The following is a 23,349-nucleotide window of genomic DNA, read 5'->3' on the forward strand; positions in this document are numbered from 1 at the left end:
TGGCGGTCTCTTTCTACTAGTTACTTTGTGAGCTTTTTCTTCTCGTCTTCGGATGCAGGTAGTAGAGTACGCCGCAACCCATCACCATGATCCCTAAGATGATACTGGCGATCATGCCTTTGCCACCGGCAGCCGGCAGCGTATACTGGTTAAAGTTCGGTAGATGCAGGGCACTTCTGCTATCTCTGTAAAAGGCCGGTGGGGCGTGGGTGCCATACCCTTGGATAGCGATTTTATCCACCGGCAGTTCCTCTGAATTATTGACAGAAATGATCCAATACCCCGACGGCAGCTGATACCCTGGTAATGCTTTCGTTTCCATCAACAGGTAGTCGCCATCTTCTAATCCTTCAAACGCAATCTCGCCGCCATCTTCATTACTGATATGGTTCTGTTGCAAAGTTTTAAATAAAGAATAAAATTCCTTACGGTATCTATGATTTAAGCTGGGATTCCCAATAATACCTTGATTTCAGTACAGACCGAAAACCCGAAGAGAGTGCCTTCTTTTCGGGTTTTCTTATATAATCCTCGGATGGCTTCCATGCCTTTAATCGTGGTAGAGGCATTGCGTAAACTTCGATAGAATTTATTGCGTCTCTTTACTGGACGATGGTCTTGTTCAATCAAATTATTCAGGTATTTAATGGTACGATGTTCTGTCCCTTGATAAAAGCCGTATTCTTTTAGTTTCTTAAAGGCACTTGTAATAGAGGGGGCTTTATCTGTGACTACAACCTTCGGTTCATCAAACTGCTTCACTAACCGCTTAAGAAAAGCATAGGCTGCTTGTGTGTCCCGTTTTTTACGTAACCAAATATCCAAGGTTAAACCATCTGCATCGATGGCTCGATACAAATAATGCCATTTTCCTTTAATTTTGATGTACGTTTCATCCATTTTCCATGAATAAAAGGATTTTTTATTTTTCTTTTTCCAAATTTGATAGAGTAGTTTGCCATATTCTTGCACCCAACGATAAATCGTCGTATGAGAAACGTTAATGCCACGATCATATAAGATTTCTTGAACTTCACGATAGCTAAGGTTATAACGAAGATAGTAGCCCACGGCTACAATAATCACATCCTGCTGAAATTGCTTTCCTTTAAAATGATTCATCGTCATTCCTCCTGCTATCTTTTTCTATTATTCTACCTTATTTGATAGTAGATTTAAAACTTTGCAACAGAACCATTTAGAGGGACGACTTTTGATGATTGAGCGGTCCTCAGATATCTCATTACGATAAGATATCATCAAAAGACAAATTATTACTTATATAGGTTGAATTAAATACTTTACATCCGCACGCACAGTCGGTCAATCACCTCAAGGGGACGCTCGTTTACATCGGCTAAGAAACCGCGGACCGACTGTTTGATTTTCTGGACGTGGTCAAAAAAAACATTGTTGATGACCGATTCCTTGAGCCACTTCCAAACGCCTTCCATTAGGTTCAACTGAGGGCTGTAGGGAGAGGGAGGAAGATGAGTGCCAGGCGCCTAGCGTTTTCTTCAAAAAATTCTAACATTCCTTCTTTTACTAACAATTCGCGAGTCGAAGCGATCGTACGATGAGTCAAGATATAATGTTTAGATCCTTGTTGTTTCAATTGCGTCAATGTGTCATACACATGATCAAATGTGACAGGTTGGCGTGTATCAAGCGTTTCGTATTGATGGAAATCATCTGAGAATTCTCGAAAGTCCAAATGATATTTTTCAGTCAATGCTTTTGAAGATTTTTCTTTCAATAATCGATAAACAGCTTTTGGATCAGCAACTACTTGCCGATCTTCTAAAGCTTTCATCATGCTGTCAAGCATGATCGGATACGTATCGAACAACGTCCCGTCAAAATCCCATATATATGAATCAAACATTATTTTCTCACTATCTTCCTAATTTTTAAATGAATGGATTGGTGCCGGGATCCGCCCGCCTCGTTGGATAAAGTCCGTCGATTTCGCCGAATTCGTCCGCATGACTGGAGCAGTCCCCAGCAAACCGCCGAATTCGACAGAATCGCCGACTTTTTTATCTTTAGCGGGGATGATCCGCACCGCCGTTGTTTTATGATTGATGACACCGATCGCAGCTTCATCAGCGATCATCGCCGCAATCGTCTCCGCTGGTGTATCTCCTGGGATCGCGATCATGTCCAGACCCACTGAACAAATGGCGGTCATCGCTTCTAATTTCTCCAGATTCAGATAGCCTTCTTCTACGGCTTTGATCATACCTGCATCTTCAGAAACCGGAATGAATGCGCCTGATAAGCCTCCCACATGGTTGCAGGCCATCACGCCGCCTTTTTTCACAGCATCGTTCAATAAAGCCAGTGCGGCAGTTGTACCGTGTGTGCCGACAGATTCCAAGCCCATTTCTTCCAAGATCAACGCGACACTATCACCAACTGCCGGAGTAGGAGCTAATGACAGATCCACAATACCAAAGGGTACGTGCAATCGCTCAGAAGCGATTTGACCGACTAATTGTCCCATCCGCGTGATTTTAAATGCCGTCTTCTTAACTGTTTCAGCAACCACATCGAAAGATTCGCCTTTGACCTTTTCCAGAGCGCGTTTTACTACGCCCGGTCCGCTGACACCGACATTGATCTCGCAATCTGCTTCACCGACCCCGTGGAATGCTCCCGCCATGAAAGGATTGTCTTCCACCGCATTCGCAAAGACTACCAACTTCGCACAGCCCATATCTGAAGCTTCGGCGGTTTGTTTGATGGTTTCACCCATCAATTTGACAGCGTCCATATTGATCCCTGCCCGTGTCGAACCAATATTGACAGAAGAACAGACAAATTCTGTTTCTGCCAAGGCTTCCGGAATCGATTGGATCAAGGACAGGTCCGCTCCTTGATAGCCTTTTTCAACTAATGCGCTATACCCGCCGATAAAATTGATCCCCACCGCTTTTGCGGCTTTGTCCAAAACTCGCGCAAAAGCAACACAGTCTTGCCCGCCGCTTGCGGAAGCAACGATTGCGATCGGCGTTACCGAGATCCGCTTGTTGATGATGGGGATCCCAAATTCACTGGCGATCTCGTCACCGACTTTTACAAGATTTTTCGCTTTGCTGGTGATTTTATTATAGATATTTTGACAAGTCTTTTCTGTGCTGGCATCGATACAGTCCAACAATGAAATACCCATTGTGATCGTCCGGATATCAAGATTTTCTTCTTCTACCATCCGGATCGTTTCAAGAATTTGTTTTGTTTCCATCATTTCCCTCCGAATTATAGTTTATGCATCGCATTGAAGATCTCTTCATTTTGAATGCTGATTTTGACGCCCAACGTGTTTTCAACTTGACTCAATGCTTGCTTGATCGCTTCTAAATCAGCCTCTGGTTGCATTTGCAACATCATCATCATGGTAAAATAATCTTCCATGATCGTTTGAGATACATCTAGAATATTGATATTCAATTCTGCCAACTTCTGGCTGACACCGGCAATGATCCCAACCTTGTCCTTCCCGACCACCGTTAAAATAGCTTTCATTATTCTTATTCCTCCAATTTTTTCAATAGTATACCATAATTTATGATAGTTTTATGAAAAATTCTGAAACAAAGGGCTATTTCCTTCAGCCAATATTCGTCTTTAGAGGATCGATTTATTGACGATCTGCAAGTTCTTATCAAAGCGGTAGTGGATCGGCTGCGCATTGGGAATATCAATGGTATCCATTTGGTCTTCCGGTACATCCTCCAAATATTTCACCAGTGCCCGCAGACTGTTGCCATGTCCGGTAATCAAAACATTCTTACCCGAACCCAACAGCGGCGCGATCTCATCTTGCCATAATGGCGCGACCCGCTGGACCGTCATTTGCAGATTTTCTCCATGAGGAATGTCTTGATCTGCCAATTGTGCGTAACGGCGATCAAAATGGTTTTCTTCTACTAATGGAGGCATTTCATAATAATCTCGACGCCAGCGTTTGACTTGATCTGCCCCGAATTCTCGTGCCATTTCATCCTTATTTTTCCCTACTAAAGCGCCATAATGCCGCTCGTTCAGACGCCAGGTTTTAAATGTCGGTATCCATAACTGATCGCTTTCTTCTAAGATGATCTGGCAAGTCAATGATGCCCGCTTCAATACTGACGTAAATGCAGCGTCAAACTCGATCTGCGCGTTTTTGATTTTTTCCCCTGCCTTACGAGCCTGTTCCTGTCCTTTTTCTGTCAGAGAAACATCCAGCCATCCCGTCCAATAATTTTCAAAATTTGCTTCACTTTCCCCGTGCCGCATCAGTACTACATCCATATGTCTTCTACCTCTCTTCCTTTATTATCCCAGTTTCTTTGAGAAATGTCATTTGCAGTTGACATCTTTTTCATCTTTTTCATAAAATTTTCTTAAAGCTGTACCAATTGATTTTAAAAAATCTAAAGAACTGAGTTTATGCTATCAAGCATCTTTTTTGTAAGCATTAACAAATTGCTCTTTTTTTGCTGTATTTTTTGTATAAATCAGCTATTTGTGGTTCTATTAAACTATGGTAATATGTAATTTGCAAATATTCTGAAAAAAATTGAGGAGTTATCATGAGAGACCTAACTACAGGCACCCCAGCAAAGTTGATTTTTTTATTTACCATTCCATTACTCGTGGGGAATATTTTCCAACAGTTCTATAATATGGTAGATATGATCATTGTTGGGCAAACGATCGGTAAAGAGGCATTGGCAGCAGTCGGCGCGACAGGAAGTATCACATTTTTGATCATTGGTTTTGCTCAAGGTTTGACCGCTGGATTATCTATCATCACGGCGCAACGTTTCGGCGCTCAGGATTTTCGCGGTGTAAAGAAAAGTTTTGCTGTTGCTATTATAATTAGTTTCACAGTAACTGCTATTTTGACTGTTTTGAGTTTAGTATTTTTACGTCCGTTATTATTGCTGATGCAGACACCGCCGGAGATTATCCAACAAGCACAGGAATTTATCTCCGTGATCTTAGGCGGTATGTTTGCCTCAATGGCGTTCAATCTTCTTTCAAATATGATTCGAGCGCTAGGAGATAGCCGAACACCTTTGTTCTTTTTGATTTTCGCTGTGATCATCAATGTGATTTTGGATTTGGTGTTTATTATCAATTTCCACATGGGGATCGCTGGGGCTGGGTATGCGACAGTTATCGCGCAAATTTCCGCAAGTTTGATGTGTGTCATCTATATCAAACGGAAAATCCCGTTGCTGCAAGTCTCTAAAAGTGATTTCAAAATAGATAAAGACACTATTTTCACTCATTTAAATGCGGGCTTGCCTATGGCTTTCCAATCATCCATCATCGCTATTGGAGCGGTGGTATTGCAGTCTGCTCTAAATAGTTTGGGAACAGATGTCGTAGCGGCTCAAGCTGCCGCGGGAAGGATCGACCAATTTGCCACTCAGCCAATGATGTCTTCGGTTGTGCGGTCTTTATATTTACTAAATAGCTTGCCAATATAACCAGACAGTGCATAGCCAACCATATTAAAATGGCCAATAGCAGTTGCATCACTTCCTGTAATCTTACGCATGAAGGGCTGACATAATTGAGGCAATGCTGCGGAGAAGAAGCCAAGTAATAATCCACCAACGATAATTGCGGCTACATCCGAGAAGTTATGCGCTTTCAAAATCAAAGATAACACACACGCAAAGAACAAACTATGACCAGTCGTAAAAAAGATATTTTTGAAAGGAGTAATCCTAGCAATTGCTAAGTTCATGATAAATCCCAAAATCAGCGTACTACTCGTAACAAACACAAATTCTGTCTGCGCTAATGCTGTCGCTGCTTCAGGAAAAGCAACAACTCCCTTGATATGAAATCCGGTTTGGAACAACGTATTGAAGTTCTGCAAAGCCCTGTCATGATCGTGCCACCTGCATTAAAGATCAAAAATCCAATAATTGTCTTAGAGGTTCCAGTCAAGACTTCTGTTCCAGACTTTTTTTGTGCTAATAAGCCTATCATAGCCACAAGCCCTAATAGTACTGCGGGCGTACTTAAGAAGCTAATAATAAAATCCATTTTCAGCCTTCCTTTCTAACTACTGTTTTTCTAACTCAATAAATGCTTCTTCAAGTTTTATCTTAATTTCATTCTTATCCACAATATTCGCAATGCCAACAATCTTCTGTGGTAAATTTTTTTCTATTAATTCATTCGCTACATCAGGCAAAGTAATGATCATATCTCCTTGAAAACCTGGCACACCATCTAAAGATGAATGTTCTACTTCTAACGGAAAGTTATTTTCTTTAACAACTTCATTGACTTTGATCTTTAGCATCAAACTTGATCCTACTCCTGCACGGCAAGCTACTAAAGCTTTATGACTATTCATGTTTATTCTCTCCTTCTGCTTTTTCAATATAGTTTTTAAATTCTTCTCTAGATGAAACGACTTTGATAAATTTTAGAAAATCTGGATTTCCTAATAAATTTGCCAATTCTGATAGCAATTCAATATGCGCTTGGTTATTCTTGGCGCTTAATGGAAAAAGATATTTAACTGGATCATTGGTGCGATGACCTGAAGTAACTGGGGTCTTCAATCGCATAAATCCAATAGCTACATCTTTTGCTCCACTTTCCACCGTTGCATGAGGTAAAGCAATATTTTCAGTAATAACGATATATGGACCGGTCTCTTCGTAAATCTTCAAAATTGTTTCGACATATTTTTCAGTTACTACATCTGCTTCTAAGAAAGGTTGCAAAGCTTTTCTTATTGCTTCTTCAAAGTTATTTGCCTGAACATCTAGTTGAATATATTCATCTTTGATTACTTTACTTAACACTTATTTCGCCTCTATTTCATTTATTACTTGTGCACGTCTATGGTGTTAGTATCAAATCTTAGACAGCTTTTCGTAGAGACAAGAATAAATTAAACTTATCTACGAGAGGATGAATTTTTATGACCCGATATGAAGAAAATTTTAAACAAATGATTGTTGAACTGAATCAAACTGGACGTTCTGTTCGAGGGTTAGCGAAAGAATATGGCTTATCTGAAGCAACGATTTACAAATGGAAGAATTTATATTTACCTGATCAGTCCACAGGACTGACTGGAAAAGAAGTAGCTGAACTGAGAAAAGAAAATGCTCGTTTAAATGAGGAACTTGAAATCTTAAAAAAAGCCGCAGCCATATTCTCTCGGAAAACCTAAATTCGCTTGTTCAATTTATTGAAAAATGGTGTAAGGATTACACTGTTTCTTTGTTGTGTCGGTTATTAGAAATCCCTAGAAGTGTCTATTATTTTTATAAGAATAAACCGTTGACAGCTACAGAAATCAGAAATAATAAGTTGAAAAAGAAGATTTCAACAATTTTTTTTACGAATAAACAACGCTATGGTGCCACAAAGATCCATCAAGTTTTATTAAAAGAAGGGATTTCAGTATCTCTTAAACATGTCCAAAAGCTAATGAAACAATTAAATTTAAGGTCGATTGTAGTTAAAAAATATAGACCTCAAAGATCTAATAAACCGATCATTTCAAAAGAGAATCTCTTAAATCAGGACTTTTCTACTGAAACGATCTGTGAGAAATGGGCAGCTGACATTACGTACATTCCTACTAAGAAAAATGGTTGGTGTTACTTATCTTCAATCATGGATTTACACACGAAAAAAATTATTAGTTATACATTTTCAAAACGAATGACTGTGGATTGTGTCATCCAAACATTGAATAAAGCAAAAATACATTATCACATTCCAGAAGGAATGATTCTACACACTGACTTGGGCAGCCAATACACAGCAAGAGAAGTGGAACAATGGCTTAAAACCAACAAAACAAGGCATTCTTATAGTAGAAAAGGAACACCTTATGATAATGCTGGAATCGAATCTTTCCATGCCTCATTGAAAAAAGAAGAAGTCTACACGACTAGCTACTCAGATTTTGAAGAAGCAAATCGAGCGCTATTTAGCTACATTGAAGGATTTTATAACCGAAATCGAATCCATAGCTCGATTCACTATCTAACCCCACAGGAATTTGAAGAATTAGCAAAAGAAAAAATGGCTTAACCGTCTCTACTAAAATGTGTCCAAGATATTGACTCAAATCCACTATACTATAAGTTCCTCCGCCTTACTTGACAATATAAACTGGGTTCACTTTTTTATAGTGAAAAAACAAAAAGCGTGCTCTAATGGGAATTTATTCTTATTTTCTGTGCCAAGAGCGTTTGACCCATAAAAAAATAGCCTTCTCTCAAAAAAAAACAGTTCGTTTTTTCTTCCCTATAAAAGAAAAAACGAACCAAAATAAGGCTGGGGCAGAAGTGCTTCACTCTGAGAAATAAGCCGAAATTCACGAAAATTATTTTTCAAATTTTTGTGAATTTCGGCTTATTTAAGAAGGAGTTGCTTCTACCCCCGCCGTTTATTCATTTTTAAAGAATGAGACAAAAGTGTTTCTTACTTTTATCCCACGCTCATTTTGATTCTACATAAATTCAAAATAAAAAAACCTTTACCCTATACTTGAAGTTAGGATAAAAGCTTTTTATTTTCGGTCAATCATCACTTCAGAAAACCAATCATCGAAAAATGATCACCCATTCGCAATCAGTTTGATTCACTTAAGGAATCTTTTAAGGAGATTGCTTCTCCGTTACGTTTCCGCGCGCTTAATTCCCCAATCGCTGTGAATAACAGATCACTAGAAGAGTTCAAAGCTGTTTCTACCGAATCTTGGATCACACCGATAATAAATCCTATCCCTACAACTTGCATCGCAATCTCATTCGAAATACCAAACAAGCTGCAAGCCAAAGGAATCAATAGCAACGAACCTCCCGCAACGCCTGAAGCTCCACAAGCAGCAATGGCTGCCAACAGACTAAGGATCAATTTTGAAGCAAAGGACGCTTCGATCCCTAATGTTTGTACCGTCGTCAATGTCATCACGGTAATCGTTACAGCAGCGCCCCCCATATTGATGGTCGCTCCCAACGGAATCGAGATCGCATAGGATTCCTTCGTTAATTTCAATCGTTCGGCTAACATCATATTGATAGGAATGTTGGCTGCTGAACTACGTGTAAAGAAGGCGGGAACCGCACTTTCTTTTAAGCAAAAGAAAATCAATGGATAGGGATTTTCTTTGATAAATAAAAAAGTCAGAAGCGGATAAACAACTAAAGCGACAAATAACATGGTTCCTACTAATACCAGAACTAGTTGAAGATATTCTGCTAAGCCAGACAACCCTGTCGTTGAGATCGATTGATAAACTAATCCTAGGATACCGATCGGTGCAAACGCAATGATCAGCTGCACTACGTGTGACAAGGCTACAGAAACTTGATCCACGACTTCTTTAGTTGTTTCCGTACGACTACGCAAAGCCAGCCCTAACAAGACGGCCCAGAACAAAACGCCTAAATAATTTGATTCAATGATTGCTTGGATCGGGTTTTGTGTCACGTTAGTCAACATCGTAGATAAGACACTGCCGATATTTTGTGGCGCCTTTTCAGAGACCTGTTCTTGCAAAGTGATTGGGATCGTAAAAATCGAACTAACGACTACTGCAACTAACGCAGAGAGGAACGTTCCACCTAAGTATAAAAATAAAATAGGTTTGACATAGGTTTCATTCCCAACTTTATGTTTTGCAATCGAAGCTGCCGTCAGAAAAAATACCAAGAGAGGAGCAATGGCTTTTAAGCAACTGACAAATACAGTCCCCAATATGGTGATAAACGTCCATGAGGGTAAAAAAATACCAACTATAATACCAACTATGATACCGCAACTAATTCGTTGAACTAAAGACATATCCAAAAACTTATCTAACAAATAATCACCCCTATATAGTTTAACCATCATTTTAACATCTCTAAAATAGAAATAAAAGATAAACTTTCTAAAAATTCAAACTATTAAAGAGGATCGGACAGAAGCGTTTAAATCCGAGAAATAAGAAGGAGTTGCTTCTGCTCCCACCGTTTATTCTTTTTTAAAGAATGAGTCAAAAGTGTTTCTTACTTTTGTCCCACGTTCGTGGGGAAAAAATTAACGAAATGATGATTTATTGATTTGAAATAAAGAATAGGTTAGATTCTAGGCGGAATTCATCAGTAGTCTTGTTCTTGTAGACTTTCAATAAATCCATTTTTTTGAATGATTTTTTCTGTTACTGCAACGCTACGGGTACAAAGGGCATTTTTAATTTTGTGTTATTTCATTATTACTCATCTCTCATTACAACAACATTGTACTGTCAAAAAAATCCTCATTTATGATACGGAGCTGGGTATCATGAGTGAATGATATTTATAAATCACTGGATATTGAAGTATATTCTGTTTTCTCAACTTATTTAGTCAGATTTTTTAATGAAGATTTTTTGAGTAAAATTTCTATAATTCCTACTTATTGAAAAGTAGTTTGTAGTGCTGCTTCTACCTCTCTCATCTGTTCTACAAATTCCAAATAACTTGACGCAGCTTGCGGAATGAAAAAATGATATGTGAATATTTCTCCTCCTAGCCCGCTTAATATGCCTATTTTTTTATACCCATGATTTGCAGGAAGGGGATCGGAAGTAGGTTGCAGAAAGCCGCCTTTCATTGTATCTGCTTGGTCTAAATTCATTATATGAATATATGTGACTAACTGATTATAGTCATTTCTAGTATCAAGATGTTTTTTGTATTTTGTATCAATTGGTATATTATTAAATGTAAAATCTGGATATCGTGGGGACCGGTTGGGCTCTTGAAATAAATGCATTGTTGCTAACCCTTTATCTCTGCCATAATGTTTCCAACCAGTGACTTTCCCAATGTATTCTTCCCATAGCCAAGACACATCGATAATGATTCCATGTATTTGATTTTTATCACTTCCAAATCCTGATTTTTCTTCCGATAAAATTTGGATACAGATTTGTTGAAGAGCCGAATACTCCTCGTAATAACTATGTTTGACTGGATGAAGGATATTCTCTTGAAGGATATTAAATTGATTTAATCTAGCATAACCAGGTGTTGTTTGTTTGATTAGAACCACGTTTTCTTTCGTATCCTCATCTCCACTAAGTAAGAAATCGTACTCATTTTGGATTTTTTCAATAGTATGACGAATAAGCTGGGTTAGGTGATTATTATAGCTAAACTCTCGTGTTCGATAAGCAACTTTTCCAACGAAAGGAACATTCGAACGGATGTGTTTTGCAACATCAACAGCTCCCTTGATATTGGCATTATTGTATTCTCGTTTGACATATTCTTTGTATATCCCTTTACGCATTGCTTCATTCAGATAATAAGGAAAGAGAAATACCAACAAATCGTAGTATGTCATCTTTTTAGATGCACTAAAATGATCATTAATCACGTTGTAATTCAAAACACGCTGAAGCATATAACGTAAAAAGAAATCTTCATGCTTCATTTGATTAGCGAATCTAGAATGAATTCTTAATTCATCTGTTGAATCGCTAAGGATACCTACGACATTACAAGTCCAAATTTTTCCATTTCTTGATTGAAATATCAAGTTATCTTCACTTAGATCCTTGGATTGATTTAACTGTTGCGGAAAGATAATAAAATTTTCTTTCTCTAAACTACTTAAGTCACGATTAACTAAGTTCGTAATGATTGGATGTTGCACAACTGAGTCATTGATTTCTTGATTATCGTGTAGAGGTTTCAGCTTCATCTAAATCACCGTCATTAGAGTATACCTTTTCTAGTATTTCTAATTTTTCTTTCGCCTTATGTTCACCACGAAAATAGTCTTTCAATAATGGATATAACTTAGTATCCCATAATTGTTCCATTGTCTCCTCACCATTATCGATACTTAAAAAGTAACTAGCACCAATTTGGTAATCAGTTGACAATCCACCTTTTTCTTTGGCAACGATCGCCTCATTTAAACGCGTCATAAGTTCTTTTGTTTTCTCTTGAGTCAGCATATTTTGTGCTGAATCTTCTGCCTTTATTTCTAAGAAAGTAAATCGCCGGCGCATAGCAAAATCAAAAGTGTCAACAGAACGGTCAATGTCGTTCATCGTCCCAATAATATAAACATTATTAGGAATATAGAATTTTTCTTCTGGATTTTCATGGAGGTTTGCATACTGAGTGTAAACACCTTCTTTATGCCCACGATATCCTGGATCAATTGAGAAAAATAATTCGCCAAAAATTTTGGAAATTTCGCCCCGATTAATTTCATCAATGATAAACACATAGTTTTGGTTATTCGTAGAATCTACCGTTGACGCCGTGTAGTTTTTTAAGCCAAATTCTTCTTTTAAATGTTTTACAATCGCTTTTCGATAAGCATCAAATCCACCTTTTGGCGTACCTGGCAATCCACGATAGACATTATAAATTTGGTCATGGTTTAGATAAGTATTGGTTTTAGCAGGATAAACACCTTGAATTTCATTTCTTTCATAGGCTAGAAGATTGCGTACTGGTTTACCTGTCAATGTTTTAAGTTTATTGTAGCCTTCTCCCTCTATACTAGCTTCCGTTACCGCATCGAAAAATTTAGCCCAAGCTTCTTCAAAATTATCTTGTCCATTTACTTTCTTTGTTTTCTTTGCTTTTTCAACAAAGCTCTTAAAGCTTCCATCTTTCAAGGTGAAACTAACAACGCCATCATCGGATGTAGTTGGACGTAAACCTTCGACAAAATCAGTATAATCATAGCTAGGATGAAACTGGACAAATCCAATTCGGCTCTTTTCATCTTCGCTCAATTCATTGATTTGTGTAGTTCTGCCATTTGAAACGACATCAGCTGCCATTTCATTTGCAAGGAATGTTTTCCCTGTTCCAGGAGCGCCACGTAGAATAAGGTTTTTAGATTTGAGTAAATGTGAAACATATGATTTCAGCAAATGATTGGTCATAGTCTGAGTCTCTCCTACTCGTATTTCCTTTTTCTCTTTCCCTTTATAAACAAGAATAAATTCATCCCCAGATGTTCCAAAACGTTTCAAACATTCTTGTACAAATAATAAAGTTGAAAAAATACTCCAACAATAGATGACTATCTGCTTGTCTTCATTATATTTATAAATCAAAAATTCAATGGACTTCCTTTTTTTTTTGAAACTGTCAACATCTGGAAAAATCCCTCGTATTATCTCATCTCCTGAGTGATATCGACACACAGGAAATGTTGCTCTTTCGCTTTCTGGTAGAGAAACAATCGATTGTTCAAACATTTGAATAGCTAATCGCGGTAATGTTTGATTTGAAATTTTCCGTTCATTTTTACCGTAGTTTCTTCTAGTTATTTCGCCTTCTGCCGTACGGAAGTAAGCATCTTTTGGTTGATAATTATCCCCTAAGCTTAGATTCTTCATAGTAAATGTTGGGTCTGTTGATTTAATCTCATCAGCAGTTATTCTTAGTTCATATGTTTTTTTTGTTTCATTGTTGTTCATATTTTCTTCTACTTTCAAATTTTATTTACCGTATCAATGTAAAAATAAAACCAAATTTTATTTCGAGCATCATTTATTAACATGTTTATCATACAATTTCTTCAATTTTCTCGTTTACCTCAATTCATTCTCAAGTGGAATCAACTCATCATCTAACATTTTACGCCAGGCTCGCTTCATTTCTTGTGGGTATTTAAATGGCTTGGCTTCTGGATGTTTGGCTTTATATCCTTCGTAATCCTTACTGTTGATAATTGCTTTCATATTAGGAATTGGATCTTCACCTGGTAGATATTGCAGATTAGAAGCATGTAATTCTTTCTCAGAGACAAACCACTCATTGGAAAAGGCATGAATCAAATCATCACTTGCTTGTGTAAAATAGCGACGTTTAATGACAAAGATATCTTCATTACTATCTAAAGTCCCCACATCAAATGCATTTAAAATTTGTCGGTAAACTTCTTTGACTCCTTCTGTTTTATTCAATTTAGCCAAAGCTTTTTCAATTTCTTCTCGTGCATCTGAACTATTCGCAGCATAAGTTCCTAGTAATTGATCAATATAAGTAGAATCAATATCATACAACTTAGTGGTATTTTCACTATAAAATTCGATCGTTGAAAAATCTTCTCCCTCTTTTTCTAGTTCTTCCTCTATTAATGAACCCTTTACGGTCTCGTACACGCCAATTTGTTCTTCCAAAAGTTGAATTTGATTGTTCAAAGTTGGAGATTTCACCATGTCATCATTGTAATCGTCATAAGTCACTAACGATTCATACGCACGATTCAATTCTTGAAATGCTTTGACGTACTCGATACGGATTTCAAGTGGCGTATGTTCATCAATGGATTCCATGGATGAAACCTCTTTTAACTTACCATATGCCTGCTTGAATCTTTTTTTGGATTCCTGATAACTTGGATAAATCAAACCCGATTCTTCTTTTGCTTCTGAATACAGTTTTGTCGCATCCTCGACATTCTTCTCCATTGTCGCTGGCTTACGAAACGTCACAATCAATCCTTTTTTCTTTTCAGGATACGTACGGTTCGTACGTGAAAAAGCTTGAATCAATCCTGCATACTCTAGATTACGATCCACAAATAGGGTTTGAATCGTAGGTGCGTCAAAACCTGTCAATAGACGATCCACTACAATCACTAAATCGATTTGTTTCCCAAATTGTTTGAATTCCGCTCTTTTTCGTGCCAAACGATTATTGATGTCTCCGTTATAACGCTCAATGTCTGCTAGTGACCAGGCAGTATCATAATACTGATTGTATTCATCAATAATGTTTTGCATTTCTCCTTGTTGGGCGCTTGAATCTCGGCTATTTTCTTCTAATGAATAGGTAATAGCGATTCGTGGAAAATCAGGATCCTCCATCGTTCGTCCTTCACGAATGGGTTGATCTGAAAACTCTCTTGTTAACCAATCAGGCTCTTTCGTCATCTCTTTGATGGCTCGATAATACTTTTTAGCCATGTCAATGGAACTCGTGGTTAAGATTGCAGATTTCGTTGGACGGCCATTTCGAAAATCAAATTTTGTATAGGCATTATCTGGACGAAACATTTTATGGATGACTTTTTGGATATGTTCATCTGCTTCAAAAACAGCAGGGTCCAAATAACTTTCTTTTTTGATTGACTCCATTTGATCGATCATACGATTGATTTGTTCCGATGAATAATCTGCGTATGTTTCTACTTCTTTTAATTTCCGATAGATTTTATTCTCTAGTGAAGTCGGCTCCACGGTGTTTTCATGCTCTACTTGAAATCCCAAAACAGAGCCATCTTCTAGCGCATTCTTGATGGTATAGGTATGCAAAACCTCTCCATACTGATCATGGGTCGTACGTGCCAATTGCCCTTTGGCTTGTTTCCGATTCTCAGGGAAAATCGGTGTACCTGTAAAGCCAAACCAAGTGGACTTCGGAAACATTTTTTTGATTTCTTCCATATTTTCAGCACTTAACGCTCGATGACACTCATCTACTACAAACACGATATGTTGCCCCATTAATTTTTGGAAGCGATTGGTTCCTTTTTTCTCTTCTTGTTTCTTTGCATATTTCAACGCCGCATCTAGCTTTTGACGGGTTGTAATGATCACAACATTTGCATTGGCATCTGCCAACAGGGTTTCACTTAATTCTTTGGCACTTCCTGTTCCCACGATCAAGCTATTCGCTTTGGCGTTCCCGGAAGAAATCCCAGTATTAAATTCCGAAGCAAATTTCGTAAACTCTGTAGTGGTCTGATTATCTAAATCTTTGCGGTCCACTAACATGATCGTTCGATCGATCCCCGATTTTCGTGCTAAAAGCTTAGTAGATACAAAACTAGTCAACGTCTTTCCTGAACCAGTCGCATGCCACACATACCCTGATTGATGTTTATTTGCGGCAATAAACAAGGCTTGAATCGCATGCACTTGATAAGGATGTAACACCATGAGGGTTTTATTGTCTTGATCTTCACTGACAATCGTATAATCCGCAATCAAGCGATGGGCATCCGGGATATTTAGCACTTGTTTGCAAAACTCATATAAGTTTTCTACCTTTTTATTATCTTTCGTTCGCCAACTAAATAAAAACTTAGGATGCAAATCCTTCGGTAAGGCATTTGCAAAATACCGAGTCGTTTGTTCATTGGAAACCACAAACAACTGTAAGGTCGAAAAGATATTGTTCCGAAATATGCCTTCTTCTGCATATTTTTTGATTTGGTTAAATGCCTGATAAACACCATCTTTTGCAGTTACTTGTTTCAATTCGATTTGGACAATCGGTAAGCCATTGATCAATAAGGTGACGTCAAAACGTCGATCCCGTGCTTCTATGTTACTTCCACGTTTTGCAATTTGATGGACCACTTCATAAGTAGAGATTCCTCCACCAATGTCTTGATTGGAATAAAGGATAAGTGAGACAGAACCCAATTGTGGATCTTCTCGTTCAATTGTGATCCGAGCCATTCCATTTTCACCTTTTAACCATTTCGCAGCATCAAAGGGGGTTTTCGTCCGTAGCAATAATTCGGTTTTGATCGTTTCAAACTCTTTATCGGTCAAAGGAGAATCATTCAGTTCCGCTTGATTGTTTGAGATGATTTTTTGACGTAAATTAACCCAAAGATCTTCTTCTGATTTTAGATCCGGACGATACGTCCACTGATTATGCCCTTCTCCAAGTACACGGATCAACTGTTCTTCGACTTCCGCTTCCTCACGGTGACTAATTTTCATTCTTCTTCCCTCCCTAAACAAACATCTTTTGCAAGAAGCCTTTTTTCGTTTCTTTTAGTACATCTAATTCGCGTTGGTGAAGAGCGATCGTGTCGTCGAGTTGTTTGAAGAATGCGCCGATTTTTTGTTGTTCTTCAATTTTTAAAGGCATAACAATCTCAGTTTCAAAGAAATCCGAGGCTGCAATATTCAGTAGTCCATGGTTTCTTGCTCCTTCAGCAGCATGCTTTGAAACTTCCTTATACCAATAAGTAGTATCATAATATTTTTCTAAAAAATCAGAATCAATTTTCTTAGGCTTAAATACAATGTATAAAGTAGATAAAACACCCATATCATATTGATTTAATCGTTTGACAGCTCCCCATGGATAACCATTTGAGTAGGATTTATTATACGCAAACTCACCTTTTTTTACGAGATAATATCCACTCACATCACGACTAGCAACTGTTTTATTAAAGAATTCATTTTGGTCTATCAATCCTTCTTGAGCTGAAATCGTTAACGGTCGAATTGATTCTAATTTTTTATTTTTACGAGTGACTCTTTCAACTACTTCCCCCAGCTTCCGCTGTTCCCAATCCTCCGTAAAACCAGGGAACCGAATTTCTGGCACTTTTGCTCCGTTTTTAGGGAACATTTTTTGTAAGAATCCTTTTTTCGTTTCCTTTAATAAATCTAGCTTACGTTGTTGAAGTGCGATAGCATTTGATAGAACCTCAAAAAATTGTCCTATTTTTTCTTGTTCTTCACGTGAAGGATAAGGAATTGGCATTTTAACAAATACAGAATCCCTTATAGCAAACCTATCCGCACGAGCACCTGAATCACCATTTAATTTCATAAATTTGTGCCAGTATGAAGTAGAAAAATAGGTTTCTAAATACTGATTGTCTATATTGTTTGTTGAAAAAACATAATAAAGTGGCGACATTACACCAGTTCTACCTAATTTATTTCTTTTAATTGGACCAACAGGAGCAAAATTGGAGATTCGTGGGTTATAAACAAAGTCATTTGGTTTAACCACATAATATCCATCAATATTATTCTTATTTGATATTTCTTTATCAAAAAAATCATTTTGGGATATAATTCCAAATTCTGCCGAGTTGGTTAGGGTTTCTGTAAATTCTCTATCTTTATTTTTGGTTTGTACTTTTGTCGATATATCACTTAACTCTCGCTGTTCCCAATCTTCCGTAAATCCTGGGAAACGAATTTCTGGTTGTGTATCATTGCTCATGTTTGAACACCTCCAGCGCACCTTGTAACCACGCTTCGTTTTCAGGTGTTGTTTGCAGGGAAGAGATAGTTTCCAATAGTTCTTTTTCTAGCACTTGCTGTTCTTGTCGTATCTTCTTGATGTCATTTCCGACATGAACCATATCAATTGGTTCTTCTTCTTCGAAAGTATCTACATAGCGTGGGATATTTAAGTTATAGTCATTTTCTTTGATTTCATCAAAGGTTGCCAAATGAGCGTATTTCTCCACATCTTTTCTTTCAGCGTAGGTTTCGAGGATTTTTTGAATGTTTTCTTCCGATAATTTATTCTGATTTTTTCCTTTAACAAATTCCCGACTGGCATCAATGAATAACACATCTCGAGTTTGACGATTCTTCTTCAATACAATCACCGTCGTTGGAATCGATGTACCAAAGAACAAGTTCGCAGGCATACCAATCACAGCATAAATACTGCCGTCTTCTAATAATTTTTGACGAATGACCCCTTCTGCAGCGCCACGGAATAAAACTCCGTGTGGCAAGACGATAGCCATAGTCCCTGTTTCCTTCAAATGATAGAAACCGTGAAGAAGAAACGCAAAATCTGCTTTGGATTTTGGCGCTAATTTCCCGTAGCGATTAAACCGAGAATCATCTAAGAAGGTCGTATCTGCTGACCAATTAGCCGAATAAGGTGGATTCATCACTACTGCATCAAATGTGTAAGGTTCATCTGTTGGCCAGTCCTTATTCAACGTATCCCCATTGCGGAGATTCATTTCTTCGGCATCTACCCCATGTAAAATCAAGTTCATTTTTGCTAGATTGTATGTCGTTGTATTTAGTTCTTGCCCATGATATTTAACGTTATCTGGATGAGTTAAGTAGTTACGTACATTTAACATCAAGGAACCTGAACCCATGGTTGGGTCAAAGACACTAAAGAAAGGGCGTTCTTTTTGATCTAGTGTCACGATTTGTGCCATCATATCAGAAACCATGTGAGGTGTATAAAATTCTCCGGCTTTCTTCCCTGCTTCTGAAGCAAATCGACTGATCAGAAATTCATACGCATCCCCGATCACATCCCCATCGTGACCTAAAACTTCCACGTCATTCAATTTCTTGATAACTTCGGTAATCGTCACATTTCGTTGTTGCTCATCTGTTCCTAGTTTTTTTGATTGGAGATCCACATCATCAAATAACCCATTAAATTGATTGTAGGTAGATGCCAATTGCACAAAGGCTTTGTTTAGATCGTTCAATTGGAACGTTGCTTGTTTTGCTTGATCCGCTAAGACGTTGAAAAGATACTCTGGTGCAATTGCATATCCCAAAATATCAACGATTGTGGCAATCAGATCTTCTTTTGATTCTTCATCTGAAAGTAATTCACGATACAACATTGTTTGTTTGCTTACTGTGTCATATTCATCTAAGGATTCATCTGCTAAAAGAACCACTTGTTCCAGCAAACGGTCGGATAAATATTTATAGAAAATCAGCCCCAATAAATAATTTTTATATTCTGACGCATCCATTTTGCTACGGAGATTATCTGCCGCACTAAATAACTTCTGATTTAATTCTGCACCCAAAAAGATACACTCCTATCTCTTATTTAAAGTTGCTATATACCCTCTTATTTTAGCATACTCCCTTTTAGAAAAAGCAAAAAAAAAAAGAAAGAATCTTATTCTTGATAACAAGCTACGTGACGTATATGCCTAACAAAAATAGAACTTTTGAATCAATCTTAAATGAAGGTTTAACCACAGAACCGGCATCCATTATTTTTGATGAAGTTATCGATGACGTTGAAGATAGTAAGTATCATAAAAATTTAAAAGAACTTTTTTATTTTGCATTCAACAATGGACCAAGTTTGTTCACTGGTATATCAGTACCTGATAGTGATAATCCATTAATTATGGCAAAAATTTACTTAACAAAATGGTGTAATAAATACATCAGGGATAGGAATAACCCAGCATTAAAAAAACCTCTTAAAACATTTGGCGAAAAAGATGCTGCTTTAACTACTAGAGTAGCAGCAAATGCTAATATTGATGATCAAAAAGTATTGAATGACTACTTGCGTGGACATTTTTTATATATGAGCGCTGAGAACATGAACGGAAGTATTTTAGAGGAATATTTAGCCGAAGTGTTAGAACCTGAAGGTTGGATTTGGTGCGCCGGCTCTGTATATCGAGCTGTTGATTTCTGTTATTTAGGAACCTCACCAATTCTTTTACAAGTGAAAAATAAATACAATACAGAAAGCAGTTCGAGTTCAGCTATAAGAGTAGGAACAACAATTAGAAAATGGAATCGTTTAAATAAGCCGACAAAAATTTCTGGTTTGGATAGCCCTATCCCCAATTGGAAAGCATTAATAGAAATGACTGAAGCTAGTAAGGAACTGGCAGCTAAGTTAACTGAAAATAGTTATTTAGCTTATATTAATGAAAAATCCACACGAGAATTATGGACACTCGATGACTAACAATATCCTTATTAGTATCTATCCACGATACATGGAAAAAATTATAAACAAACAAAAAAACTTTGAATTTAGAAATTTCTATCTTACCTCAGATCCTTATAATATCTTTTGGATTTACGAAACAATCCCCACCAAAGCTTTAAAGTATAAATTGATTGTAAAAAATCCAATTACTAAACTTAAGAAAAATCAACACTACTTTTTAGGAGAAGATAAGTTTGAACAATTAGTTTAAAAGGGAAAATATGCTTACGAAATTATCCACCTAGAAGAAATACTTTTACCAATAAGTCTGTCTAATTTAAAAAATTTAGGAGTTACTGCACCACAAGGATATGCATATATAAAAAAATATCCTAGTCTTGTCGATATTCTCGCCGTTTGTATAATTAAGCGAGACAAATAAAAAAGCCATTTATGTTACACTCAAATTGTAATACCCGCTAAAGCATACAAGGAGAGTGAACATAAATGACTTATACCCATCTTACACCAAACGAGCTTGTAATGATAGAAGCATATTTTCATCAAGAAACTCCGGTTGCTATCGTTGCGAAGCAGCTTAAACGTGGACGCCAAACAATTTACAATGTCTATAACTTTCTCAAATGTGGTGGAACAGCACTTGAATACTTTGAACAATACAAAGAAAATAAGCGACGTTGTGGGAGAACCGAAATCATTTTTCCTGCTGAGGAAAAAGAATACATTGCAAAAAGATCAACTGAAGGTTGGACCCCAGACGTCATTATTGGCCGTGCAGAGCGAACCTTCTCTTGTTCAGTAAGTACCCTCTATCGCCGGTTTAAGACGGGAGAATTCAATGTTTTACATTTACCGATGCAAGGAAAACGAAAACCAAATGGTTATTATTTGTCAAATTAAGCGAGACAAAACTTTCCATTTACGTAACTCAAAAAAACTTCTAATGGTGTTTGGTAATTTAGTGATTTTCTAGGGATATGGTTTCTTTTGGACGCAACGGATGAGATGAATCCTTGATTGACTTGGTTGAAGTCCATTTCTTTTGGTAGTCCATCTTTTCGGAGGAGTCCGTTTGAATGTTCATTTAATCCCCGTTGGGAAGGCGTTCCTGGGTCTGCGAAATAAATATCAATATCATTCGTATTACTAATACTTTTCCAATTAGAGAATTCTTTTCCACAATCAAAGGTAATTGATTTGAAAAGATTTTTGGGTACGGATTGAAGCCATTCATTAATCGAATTTTCAATATCAACTGCCTTACGGCCTTCTGGTTTCAAGGCGATAATGGCTTTTGAAAGTCGCTCAACGAGTGTGATGACGACACTTTTATGGTGGATGCCGACAATCGTATCACCCTCTAAATGTCCAAATTCTTCTTCGAAAACGACATAATCTTTTTTACGTGCTCGATGCTAACTTCATTCAATCCATTGATTGTACTATTTTTTGCAGTAATATTCAGTCTACCAATTTGGGCTAAGCCTAATTCTGGAACTTCAAACTTAATCACTGCTTGAATTGAATTAATTGTATCTATATCAGCATTAATAGTAACCTGTACTTGATTTGTAACATCATTCCCAAAATCATCTATAGCTTTCACTTGAAAAGTATCAATGGCTATGACACTATCCCATGCGGAACCAATATCAATGGTTGCTGTTTCTTTTCCTAGCGTAAGTTTACGTAATCGAGGTACGGTCACTGTAACTGAGATTTGATCTGTTAAATCAGGTGATGCAAATACTACTTCGTAATCGCCAAAGTTAGATGTATCCACTTCGTTTTTTAGAACAACCACTTGATCCGTCAAATCATTTCCTGACTGGTCAATCCAGTGAACGTGACACATCTCTTTAGCAATTTCATCTGACCATTCACTATTTAATCTTAATGTGATATTAGATGCAGTAAGTTTACCCGTTACTTGTCGTACGACATTATTCGTATTTAGTCTTCCCCCTGTAAGACATAAATCAGATAGTTCATAAAATGAATCAACACTATTTAAAATGATTTTTTTTAATTCATCAGTAGATAGATCAGGATCTAGTGACAACGCTAATGCAGCACTACCAGTGACATGAGGTGTTGCCATCGAGGTACCTGACATATACGTGTATTTACTTCCTAGAAATGTACTAAAAACACGAAACCCTCTAGCGAATAAATCAACACCTGTTTTACTATAATTTGAATCAGAACTTCGTTCATAACCACTAGAATTTCCTACAGTAATAATATTAGGTATATCCAAAGAAGCTGGGTAAAAAGGTTTATCAGTCATATCTATCCCATTATTTCCAGCTGCTGCTACGAATAATCCAGGATAGTTTTTAATTGCTTCTTCTGTACTGCTATAAACAACACTACCTATACTAAAATTGATAATTGGAAACCCTTTTTGGGATGCATAATTAATAGCTTCAGTTAAGATTGCCAAACTGGTACCTCCACTACTACCAAATACACGTATAGGTACCATCGTAACACCCCAATTTATTCCAGCAATACCTAATTCGTTGTTTGTTTGAGCACCAATAATCCCGGCAATATGTGTCCATGTCCCATAGTATCCATAGGATCTGTATCATCGTCAAAAAAATCGTATCTCAAACTTTCATCTACATTTCCAGAAAGATCTTCATGTTGATAATCAATTCCTGAATCAATGACCGCTACCTTCACATCCTTAGAACCCTTGGTTTCTTCCCAAGCGGATGGCATGCTAATCTCTCTTAAATTAGCTTGTTTACTCCAATTAGGATCGTTAAGAATAATTGATCGATTTCCTAAAGAATCAGTTGTATTTGGCTCCTCAACATCATTCAACGGCTCTAGTTCAACCACATAGTTTGGCTCTGCATAATTGACCATATCAGAA

17 protein-coding genes and 5 pseudogenes are annotated in these 23,349 nt (G+C 37.3%); 5 read left to right on the forward strand and 17 right to left on the reverse strand.

Features of this window, described 5'->3' with window-relative positions; all coding sequences use genetic code 11:
- Positions 1-16 precede the first annotated feature (16 nt).
- The 6 genes from PYW34_RS12820 to PYW34_RS12845 form a co-directional block, all read right to left on the reverse strand.
- A complete protein-coding gene (locus tag PYW34_RS12820; RefSeq protein ID WP_002334635.1) occupies positions 17-400 on the reverse strand; it encodes a prealbumin-like fold domain-containing protein in 384 nt (127 codons plus the stop codon).
- A 41-nt stretch (positions 401-441) separates the two neighbouring features.
- Entirely contained in the window at positions 442-1,122 is a 681-nt protein-coding gene (locus PYW34_RS12825) for an IS6-like element IS1216 family transposase (RefSeq protein ID WP_002334634.1), read from the reverse strand.
- A gap of 337 nt (positions 1,123-1,459) precedes the next feature.
- Positions 1,460-1,885 (reverse strand): HAD hydrolase-like protein, encoded by a 426-nt coding sequence (locus PYW34_RS12830; protein ID WP_002334633.1) that lies wholly within the window; start codon positions 1,883-1,885, stop codon positions 1,460-1,462.
- 18 nt (positions 1,886-1,903) lie between these two features.
- Entirely contained in the window at positions 1,904-3,247 is a 1,344-nt protein-coding gene (locus tag PYW34_RS12835) for a PFL family protein (protein WP_002290081.1), read from the reverse strand.
- 14 nt (positions 3,248-3,261) lie between these two features.
- Complete coding sequence (locus PYW34_RS12840) at positions 3,262-3,528, reverse strand: ACT domain-containing protein (RefSeq protein WP_002290085.1); 267 nt, start codon at positions 3,526-3,528, stop codon at positions 3,262-3,264.
- A 102-nt stretch (positions 3,529-3,630) separates the two neighbouring features.
- Positions 3,631-4,299, reverse strand: a complete 669-nt coding sequence (locus tag PYW34_RS12845; protein ID WP_002334632.1) for a 2,3-bisphosphoglycerate-dependent phosphoglycerate mutase — start codon at positions 4,297-4,299, stop codon at positions 3,631-3,633.
- A 281-nt stretch (positions 4,300-4,580) separates the two neighbouring features.
- Here PYW34_RS12845 and PYW34_RS12850 point away from each other — a divergent pair.
- A pseudogene (locus PYW34_RS12850) lies at positions 4,581-5,441 on the forward strand (MATE family efflux transporter); the annotation flags it as partial.
- Here the strand turns inward: PYW34_RS12850 and PYW34_RS12855 are convergent.
- From PYW34_RS12855 to PYW34_RS12865, 3 genes and pseudogenes are all read right to left on the reverse strand, one after another.
- Positions 5,435-6,054 (reverse strand): annotated as a pseudogene (locus PYW34_RS12855) (PTS transporter subunit IIC); the annotation flags it as partial. The pseudogenes PYW34_RS12850 and PYW34_RS12855 overlap by 7 nt on opposite strands.
- 19 nt (positions 6,055-6,073) lie before the next feature.
- Entirely contained in the window at positions 6,074-6,370 is a 297-nt protein-coding gene (locus PYW34_RS12860; RefSeq protein ID WP_002307675.1) for a PTS sugar transporter subunit IIB, read from the reverse strand.
- On the reverse strand, positions 6,363-6,827 hold the full coding sequence (locus tag PYW34_RS12865; RefSeq protein ID WP_002307670.1) for a PTS sugar transporter subunit IIA: 465 nt from the start codon (positions 6,825-6,827) through the stop codon (positions 6,363-6,365). The genes PYW34_RS12860 and PYW34_RS12865 overlap by 8 nt, the downstream gene beginning before the upstream one ends.
- Before the next feature lie 119 nt (positions 6,828-6,946).
- Between PYW34_RS12865 and PYW34_RS12870 the strand changes: the two genes are divergently transcribed.
- Positions 6,947-8,073, forward strand: a protein-coding gene (locus tag PYW34_RS12870; protein ID WP_115354387.1) for an IS3 family transposase whose coding sequence is annotated in 2 segments (ribosomal slippage) — positions 6,947-7,175 and positions 7,175-8,073 — 1,128 coding nt in all. Because the reading frame shifts where the segments join, the coding sequence is not laid out codon by codon here.
- Positions 8,074-8,616: 543 nt separating this feature from the next.
- On the opposite strand, the gene sstT is transcribed toward PYW34_RS12870, so the two are convergent.
- The 6 genes from sstT to PYW34_RS12900 all read right to left on the reverse strand — a co-directional run bounded on the left by sstT (position 8,617) and on the right by PYW34_RS12900 (position 19,566).
- A complete protein-coding gene (gene sstT, locus PYW34_RS12875) occupies positions 8,617-9,831 on the reverse strand; it encodes a serine/threonine transporter SstT (RefSeq protein ID WP_033624411.1) in 1,215 nt (404 codons plus the stop codon).
- Between the two features lie 597 nt (positions 9,832-10,428).
- Entirely contained in the window at positions 10,429-11,721 is a 1,293-nt protein-coding gene (locus tag PYW34_RS12880) for a 5-methylcytosine restriction system specificity protein McrC (protein WP_002299142.1), read from the reverse strand.
- Positions 11,696-13,468, reverse strand: coding sequence for an McrB family protein (locus tag PYW34_RS12885; protein ID WP_002334628.1), 1,773 nt, complete (start codon positions 13,466-13,468; stop codon positions 11,696-11,698). The genes PYW34_RS12880 and PYW34_RS12885 overlap by 26 nt, the downstream gene beginning before the upstream one ends.
- Before the next feature lie 114 nt (positions 13,469-13,582).
- Complete coding sequence (locus PYW34_RS12890; protein WP_002334627.1) at positions 13,583-16,732, reverse strand: type I restriction endonuclease subunit R; 3,150 nt, start codon at positions 16,730-16,732, stop codon at positions 13,583-13,585.
- 13 nt (positions 16,733-16,745) lie between these two features.
- Complete coding sequence (locus PYW34_RS12895) at positions 16,746-17,981, reverse strand: restriction endonuclease subunit S (protein WP_002334626.1); 1,236 nt, start codon at positions 17,979-17,981, stop codon at positions 16,746-16,748.
- Positions 17,971-19,566 (reverse strand): type I restriction-modification system subunit M, encoded by a 1,596-nt coding sequence (locus PYW34_RS12900; RefSeq protein WP_002334625.1) that lies wholly within the window; start codon positions 19,564-19,566, stop codon positions 17,971-17,973. Before PYW34_RS12900 ends, PYW34_RS12895 begins: the two co-directional genes overlap by 11 nt.
- A gap of 125 nt (positions 19,567-19,691) precedes the next feature.
- Here PYW34_RS12900 and PYW34_RS12905 point away from each other — a divergent pair, with 125 nt between their 5' ends.
- The 3 genes and pseudogenes from PYW34_RS12905 to PYW34_RS12910 form a co-directional block, all read left to right on the forward strand.
- Positions 19,692-20,477: a SinI family restriction endonuclease gene (locus PYW34_RS12905; RefSeq protein ID WP_002334624.1), complete on the forward strand. Its 786-nt coding sequence runs from the start codon at positions 19,692-19,694 to the stop codon at positions 20,475-20,477.
- Positions 20,470-20,712, forward strand: coding sequence for a hypothetical protein (locus tag PYW34_RS13095; protein WP_002334623.1), 243 nt, complete (start codon positions 20,470-20,472; stop codon positions 20,710-20,712). Before PYW34_RS12905 ends, PYW34_RS13095 begins: the two co-directional genes overlap by 8 nt.
- Positions 20,713-20,948: 236 nt before the next feature.
- Positions 20,949-21,347: pseudogene (locus tag PYW34_RS12910) on the forward strand (transposase); the annotation flags it as partial.
- 11 nt (positions 21,348-21,358) lie between these two features.
- On the opposite strand, the pseudogene PYW34_RS12915 reads toward PYW34_RS12910, so the two are convergent.
- Both PYW34_RS12915 and PYW34_RS12920 read right to left on the reverse strand, forming a co-directional pair.
- A pseudogene (locus tag PYW34_RS12915) lies at positions 21,359-21,868 on the reverse strand (IS30 family transposase); the annotation flags it as partial.
- Positions 21,823-23,342: pseudogene (locus tag PYW34_RS12920) on the reverse strand (S8 family serine peptidase). The pseudogenes PYW34_RS12920 and PYW34_RS12915, both read right to left, overlap by 46 nt.
- Positions 23,343-23,349: the final 7 nt, after the last annotated feature.

The sequence above is a fragment of the Enterococcus faecium genome (assembly GCF_029023785.1).
In the GTDB taxonomy this organism is placed as follows: Bacteria; Bacillota; Bacilli; order Lactobacillales; family Enterococcaceae; genus Enterococcus_B; species Enterococcus_B faecium.

What these genes read in the sequence shown, in the direction of transcription:
- PYW34_RS12895 (WP_002334626.1), bottom strand. Translation starts at nt 17,981, where the DNA reads ATGAGCAATGATACACAACCAGAAATTCGTTTCCCAGGATTTACGGAA.
- PYW34_RS12830 (WP_002334633.1), bottom strand. Translation starts at nt 1,885, where the DNA reads ATGTTTGATTCATATATATGGGATTTTGACGGGACGTTGTTCGATACG.
- sstT (WP_033624411.1), bottom strand. Translation starts at nt 9,831, where the DNA reads ATGTCTTTAGTTCAACGAATTAGTTGCGGTATCATAGTTGGTATTATA.
- PYW34_RS12845 (WP_002334632.1), bottom strand. Translation starts at nt 4,299, where the DNA reads ATGGATGTAGTACTGATGCGGCACGGGGAAAGTGAAGCAAATTTTGAA.
- PYW34_RS12825 (WP_002334634.1), bottom strand. Translation starts at nt 1,122, where the DNA reads ATGAATCATTTTAAAGGAAAGCAATTTCAGCAGGATGTGATTATTGTA.
- PYW34_RS12885 (WP_002334628.1), bottom strand. Translation starts at nt 13,468, where the DNA reads ATGAACAACAATGAAACAAAAAAAACATATGAACTAAGAATAACTGCT.
- PYW34_RS12835 (WP_002290081.1), bottom strand. Translation starts at nt 3,247, where the DNA reads ATGGAAACAAAACAAATTCTTGAAACGATCCGGATGGTAGAAGAAGAA.
- PYW34_RS12880 (WP_002299142.1), bottom strand. Translation starts at nt 11,721, where the DNA reads ATGAAGCTGAAACCTCTACACGATAATCAAGAAATCAATGACTCAGTT.
- PYW34_RS12905 (WP_002334624.1), top strand. Translation starts at nt 19,692, where the DNA reads ATGCCTAACAAAAATAGAACTTTTGAATCAATCTTAAATGAAGGTTTA.
- PYW34_RS12890 (WP_002334627.1), bottom strand. Translation starts at nt 16,732, where the DNA reads ATGAAAATTAGTCACCGTGAGGAAGCGGAAGTCGAAGAACAGTTGATC.
- PYW34_RS12840 (WP_002290085.1), bottom strand. Translation starts at nt 3,528, where the DNA reads ATGAAAGCTATTTTAACGGTGGTCGGGAAGGACAAGGTTGGGATCATT.
- PYW34_RS13095 (WP_002334623.1), top strand. Translation starts at nt 20,470, where the DNA reads ATGACTAACAATATCCTTATTAGTATCTATCCACGATACATGGAAAAA.
- PYW34_RS12860 (WP_002307675.1), bottom strand. Translation starts at nt 6,370, where the DNA reads ATGAATAGTCATAAAGCTTTAGTAGCTTGCCGTGCAGGAGTAGGATCA.